At 65.5% G+C, this 5,481-nt stretch carries 6 protein-coding genes; 2 read left to right on the top strand and 4 right to left on the bottom strand.

The window, feature by feature from the left end; translation table 11 throughout:
* Positions 1 to 205: 205 nt before the first annotated feature.
* Both RJ1_RS46565 and RJ1_RS48610 read right to left on the bottom strand, forming a co-directional pair.
* Entirely contained in the window at positions 206 to 616 is a 411-nt protein-coding gene (locus tag RJ1_RS46565; protein WP_143048839.1) for a DUF6308 family protein, read from the bottom strand.
* 138 nt (positions 617 to 754) lie between these two features.
* Complete coding sequence (locus tag RJ1_RS48610) at positions 755 to 862, bottom strand: group II intron maturase-specific domain-containing protein (protein WP_255284970.1); 108 nt, start codon at positions 860 to 862, stop codon at positions 755 to 757.
* 289 nt (positions 863 to 1,151) lie between these two features.
* Here RJ1_RS48610 and RJ1_RS44180 point away from each other — a divergent pair, with 289 nt between their 5' ends.
* Together RJ1_RS44180 and RJ1_RS44175 are read left to right on the top strand one after the other, a co-directional pair.
* Positions 1,152 to 2,699, top strand: coding sequence for an alpha/beta hydrolase (locus RJ1_RS44180; protein WP_083400384.1), 1,548 nt, complete (start codon positions 1,152 to 1,154; stop codon positions 2,697 to 2,699).
* 459 nt (positions 2,700 to 3,158) lie between these two features.
* Entirely contained in the window at positions 3,159 to 3,518 is a 360-nt protein-coding gene (locus RJ1_RS44175; protein ID WP_073370958.1) for an MmcQ/YjbR family DNA-binding protein, read from the top strand.
* A 260-nt stretch (positions 3,519 to 3,778) separates the two neighbouring features.
* Here RJ1_RS44175 and RJ1_RS44170 read toward each other — a convergent pair whose 3' ends face one another.
* Both RJ1_RS44170 and RJ1_RS48605 read right to left on the bottom strand, forming a co-directional pair.
* Positions 3,779 to 4,645 carry a cyclopropane mycolic acid synthase family methyltransferase gene (locus RJ1_RS44170; protein ID WP_073370956.1) on the bottom strand — a complete coding sequence of 289 codons (867 nt, stop codon included), beginning with the start codon at positions 4,643 to 4,645 and terminating at the stop codon, positions 3,779 to 3,781.
* A gap of 172 nt (positions 4,646 to 4,817) precedes the next feature.
* Positions 4,818 to 5,327, bottom strand: coding sequence for a hypothetical protein (locus RJ1_RS48605; protein WP_240319634.1), 510 nt, complete (start codon positions 5,325 to 5,327; stop codon positions 4,818 to 4,820).
* Positions 5,328 to 5,481: the final 154 nt, after the last annotated feature.

The raw sequence follows: 5,481 nt of genomic DNA, 5'->3' as shown, positions 1-5,481 counted from the left end.
GGCGGCGGATCAGGCCCGAACGAGGTGAACGAGCCGTGCGGATACACCCTCGGCTGCGGAACATTGCCGTAGTGCTGCCACAAGATCACCGCCGGCACATTAGCCGAAGAACCCCAACAGCAGGCCGGCGATGACGCCCAGCGAAATCCGCCAACCCCTCGCCGACCCCGCCGGTGTCACCTCGTCCACATCCTCCCAGGACGTGTCATCTTCCCAGCTCAGAGCGCTCTCCGAGGCCGCGGTTCTTGCCGTCCATCCACACGATCACATCGAACACCCGCAGCGCGGAGATCTCCTCGGGGAGGCCGGCCTCCTCCCGGATCGACAGCAACCGGTGATGCAACGCGCCGTCGTCGGCGCGCAGCGCCTCCCGAACCGGGTTCAAGTGCGATCGCTCGGTACCCAACACCTGACTGACCACCGAATGTAGGGTCGAGAGCTGGCGCGGTGGCAGATCCTGACTGTAGGTCGCGAAGCCACTATGAGCAGAACGGTTTCCCGCTCGGCTGTTCTTCTTCACGCCGTGGCCAGGGTGCTCCGTTTCCAGCTCCCGCCCGTCAATCCGTGCATGCGGCTCTCCCGCACACGGCTTACCGACGTCGTTCACCGCCGGCATTCAGTCTCTCCCGCCAAGCCTTGAAAGGCCTGGGAGCGACGACCGTTCCCGACAGCGAGATCAGCCCCAGATGGTCCGGAGACTGGTAAGCCAGCACCGACCACCCGCACTCGCGGGACCGCTTGTGGCGCTTGGCAATTAATAGCGCCACCCGTGTCCACGCGTGGTGGATGATCTTCTCCAAGTGGATCGCAGAGAGTTGCCGTACCGGAAATACGCGGCCCAGCCGCGCAGAAACCGGTTCACCTTCGCCACGATCACCTCGACTTCGAAGCAGCAACCGCGATCGGCGGGTCACTTCCCTGACCCGATCGCGGGCGTGCCTCATGGCCCTGTCCGCGGGCCAGCGAGCGAGGAATGTGACCGACTTCTTGCCGTTGCGACGACCGATAGAACCCAAGGGGGTGACGCCGGGGCACAGGGGGTTGTTCTGAGAACAAAATTGGGGGGATGCTCATCAGAACGAACCCGAGTCTACGGATCGCCACCGACATACGATCGCGCGGCCGCAAATTCAGTCAGAGGAGCGCATATCATGTCTCGAACACGTTTCATGGCATTGCTCTCCGTTATGACCACATTGGGCCTCCTAGCCACGACCGCCCTCGCCGCCTGCTCCTCGGAGGACGAGAAAGCGTCGTACTCATACGAAACCGCGCCGTGCCCGAATCCGAATATCCCCGAGGTCGGCCCCAGCGCCAATCTCGGGCCGGAATTCACGTGCGGGTACCTGACCGTTCCGGAGAACCGCGACAAGCCAGATGGACGCACGATTCGCATCGCGGTGGCCCGGGCGAAGGCCACCTCGGCGACGCCGAAGCGGGACCCGATCGTCTTCATAACGCACGGACCGGGCGGGCTCGCGTTCCTGGACGCAGTCAGAGAAGTGGCCGCCGGGATGAACGCCGACCGTGAGGTCATCTTCCCCGCCCAGCGCGGCAACTACCACTCCGACCCGCAGCTCACCTGCCCCGATTACGATGCTTTCGCCGACGGGACGGCCCTGGGCCTGAAATTCGCGGCCGCCAGCACCGGCGAGCAAAACCTAGCCGCCGTCAAGGCCTGTCGCGAACATCTGACGACCACCGGCGCCGATCTCGCGTCCTACAACACCAAGGAAAATGCGGCGGACATCGCCGATCTGCGTAAGGCGCTGGACGTCGAGGAGTGGAACGTCTACGGCGTGTCCTACGGGACGAACGTGGCCCAGGTGCTCCTCCGCGACCACCCGGAGGGCATCCGCAGCATGGTGATGGACTCGGTTTCGCCGATAAGTCAGAACATCTTCAAAGAGGGTTGGCCGGCGGCCGCGGGCATGTATCAAGGCATTTTCGATGCCTGCGCGAGCCAACCGGCGTGCGCCGCCGCCTACCCCAACCTGAAGGAGGAGTTCACGGCTGCCGTCAACCGCCTCAACCAGACCCCGATGGCCGCAACCGTGAACAACGCCGAAGGCAAACCGGTCGAGGTCGTGGTCGACGGCTACACCCTCGCCTGGGTGGTGACGGGCCAGAGCTACACGGGTCCGACTGCCTTCGCGACGATTCCCAGCATGATCCACACGGCGGCCAACGGCGATGTGCGCGAGGCCGCGGAGGTCCGGCTCGGACGAGCCGCCCCGCCCGGGCTCGCCGGCTACGGTCTTGCGTTCGGGGCCTACTGCCGGGAGGTGGCGTCGTGGACCAGTGAGCAGGAGGTCCTATCGGCGGGCAAGGCGGCGCTGCCGGGGTTCCCCGACGAGGTGCTCCGCCTGATCATGGTGTCCGGTCGGGTGTTCAGCGAATGCGCCGCGTGGGATGTCGGCGGCACGACGCCCGCCGACCGCGCCCTCGTCGAAAGCGACGTGCCGTCCCTGCTCATGGGCGGAGTCCTCGACGGGGTCACGCCCGCCAGGTGGGCGGATGTCGTGGCGAAGGGCCTCGAGAACTCCGAGGCGATCGCGATCCCGGGAGTCGGACACGACGTGATCTCGCAGTCGCCGTGCGCGCGCTCGATGATGGACGCGTTCTTCGACGATCCAAACCGCCCCGTCGACCGTTCGTGCCTGAACGACATCACGATACCGCCGTTCGAGACACCCTGATCTCCGAGTTTCCCTAACCTCGCGCCTTCACCGTACGCTTCGGAGCCGGCATCGCCATTCGACCATCGGGTGGTCTCCGGAGAGGGTCGGACGGGTGAGCAGGTCCGGGGCCGTGCGCGGGCCGCAACGACCACGTCGTGCGCTACTCGCCGACCGGGACGACCGCGCCGCCGGCGGTCGCCAACTACACCGACGACCAACCCTGACCTTTCCAAGACGACCACCCTGACCTTTCCAACGTGAACGTCCCCGTATTGTCGATGGCTGCATGGCGAGACGGGTCGGCCAGCACCGCGAACACGGCCCCGGCCGAGCGCTGATCGTGGTCGTCACACTGAGGGTCTCGTCGATAAATGGACATGTTAGATAATGGTCAGGTTAATGGGGACGCCGTTGCGACGCAGGAATCAAGGCGGCCGATCTCGATGACTCCTAGCGGCCAGGAGGGTCGGCCCAAGCATGGCGCTACTCGAAGACGTCCGGCCACTGGGCACCGAGCTCGAGCGGTCGTACGAGGTGTACGTGCGCGGCAGGCTGAAGTTCCGCGTCCAACAGATCGTCTACGTCGCGTTCTCCCTCGACGAGACGGTAATGGGCTTCGCGTTCCCAAGGGAGGAGCGGGCGGCACTCGTCGCGGGCGAGCCGCACAAGTTCCAGATGCCGCCCGCGGCGGACATGCGCTTCAACTGGGTTCACGCCGACCTTGCGGCACTGCACCCGGCCGAGGCGCGCGAACTCATCGTCGACGCCTGGCGCATGGTCGTCCCCCTAAAGGTCTCCCGCGCCTACGATCTCGCGAATCCCGACGGCCCGGGCTGACTGAGGCCAGTGCGTCCCATGGGCACTGTCAAACTTGAGGTCGCCTGAACAATCTGCTAACCACACAAGCCGCATTCGTCACACGCGACCTGGTGAATCGCGGAGGCGAACCGGCGAAAATCGCCGTCGGATTGCGCAAAGTTGACAGTGCCGTCGGCGGTGCGGATTCCGACAAGTTGGCGAGAATCGTCCGCTGACGCGATCGTGAATATCCGCAGGTCGGCTCGCTCAGAATCCGAAAAATTCGGGTGAGAACCAGCTCACCCCTGTTTGACCAGGGTGAACTGCATGACATCGACGCGTCCGCTGCGGAACTGGTCGGCGCAACCGGTCAGGTACTTCATGTACCGCTGATAAACCTCTTCCGAAGCGATCCGCACGGCGTCATCGTGACGGGCCGCGAGCGCCCCGGACCACCGGTCCAACGTACGCGCATAGTGCGACTGCAACGGCTGAATCTGGTCGACACCGAACCCCGCCCGCTCCGCCGGAGCGGTCACCCAGTCCGGTTCGGGCAGCTGACCACCCCGAAAGATCTCTCGAACGATGAACACGGCGAAGCGCACGTAGGCCTCGGTGATCGGGATACTCATCTTCTCCAGCGTGCCCCGCTGGTAGGCGATGATCGAGTGCAGCAACATCCGCCCGTCCGCGGGCAACAGGTCCCGGCACCTGTCGAAGAACGCCTGGTAGCGGTGGCGGCGGAAGTGCTCGAAGGCACCGATGCTGACGATGCGGTCCACCGGCTCGTCGAACTCCTCCCAGCCCTGCCGGCGGACCTCCGCGGTCCGCGGCCCCGACAGACCGGACACGAGCTCGGAGACGTGCCGGTATTGGTTGTCGCTGAGGGTGAGGCCAACGACGTTGACATCGTACTTTTCGATCGCGCGCAGCATGGTCGAGCCCCAGCCGCACCCGATGTCGAGCAGCGTCATACCCGGCCGCAGGTCGCATTTGCCGAGCGCGAGGTCAATCTTGGCCCGTTGCGCCTGCTCGAGCGTCATGTCCTCGCGCTGAAAGTAGGCGCAGCCGTAGGTCATGCTCGGATCGAGGAACAGCCGAAAGAAGTCGTCGGACAGGTCGTAATGGGCCTGCACCTGCGTGACGAAGGGCTTGAACTCCGACATCCCAGATCCTTCCCTCAACCCGCCGGGAAAACTCGTCGGCCGACTCACCGACGAACGCCACGCACCCGCGGCTGCATGAACCTCACCTCGCGCCCCGCGACCGGCCCGGCATTTCGCCGGACCACGACGACGATCCGGTCCCCGAGGGCCTCCCGGACGCTCTGCCGGAAGATCAGTCCACCGTGGTTTCCGGCCCGGTGGACGTCGCCGAGTCTTCGATCGTCTCGATCGAGATCGGTGAGAGTTGCTTGTTGATGTAGCGGGTGACGTCCTTGTCTCGCCGGACGGCCTTCCACGACCCGGGCCGGTAGATGGCCAAGACCTCGGTGTCCTTGAAGATTGTCAGCACCCCGTCCACTGCCGACGCGTCGTTGCCCTCCCGGTGGTGCTCCATCACGACGTCGGCTTCGGTGTGGATGCTACTGGGGTGGCGGGCGATCGCGTCGTGGAAGGCGGCGCTGCGTCGACGGAGGAAGCTGGCATGTACCGCCGACGTGTCGTCGGCGAGGAGATACGCCGCGGCGCCGTCGCAGTCGAGGAAGAACTTCCCGTACGCCCGCCGCACCGGTGCCTGCTCGTCGAAGATCACCGGCAGCACCACGTCGTCGACCAGGTGGAACGGGAAACGAACGAGCCGGTAGGCGGCCCGCATCAGCGCTCGCGCCGCAGCGCCCAGTCCCATGGCCCGATCGTAACGCCGGCACGAGCTGTGATGGCGCTGTTACCAGGCCGAGTTCCAATGGGGCCAGGCCTCACCGCAGTGGGAAGGGTGCCGAGGTCCCGGCAGCGGCGTCTGGTCGCTCGGTCTCGCCCGAGCAGGGGCCCTATTCGGTACT

It is taken from the genome of Rhodococcus jostii NBRC 16295, assembly GCF_001894825.1.
Lineage (GTDB): Bacteria > Actinomycetota > Actinomycetes > Mycobacteriales > Mycobacteriaceae > Rhodococcus_F > Rhodococcus_F jostii.
This window is presented reverse-complemented; position numbering and strand designations above follow the sequence as displayed.

Coding starts and splice junctions, on each gene's coding strand:
- RJ1_RS48605 (WP_240319634.1), bottom strand. CDS start 5,327: ATGGGACTGGGCGCTGCGGCGCGAGCGCTGATGCGGGCCGCCTACCGG.
- RJ1_RS44175 (WP_073370958.1), top strand. CDS start 3,159: ATGGCGCTACTCGAAGACGTCCGGCCACTGGGCACCGAGCTCGAGCGG.
- RJ1_RS46565 (WP_143048839.1), bottom strand. CDS start 616: ATGCCGGCGGTGAACGACGTCGGTAAGCCGTGTGCGGGAGAGCCGCAT.
- RJ1_RS44180 (WP_083400384.1), top strand. CDS start 1,152: ATGTCTCGAACACGTTTCATGGCATTGCTCTCCGTTATGACCACATTG.
- RJ1_RS44170 (WP_073370956.1), bottom strand. CDS start 4,645: ATGTCGGAGTTCAAGCCCTTCGTCACGCAGGTGCAGGCCCATTACGAC.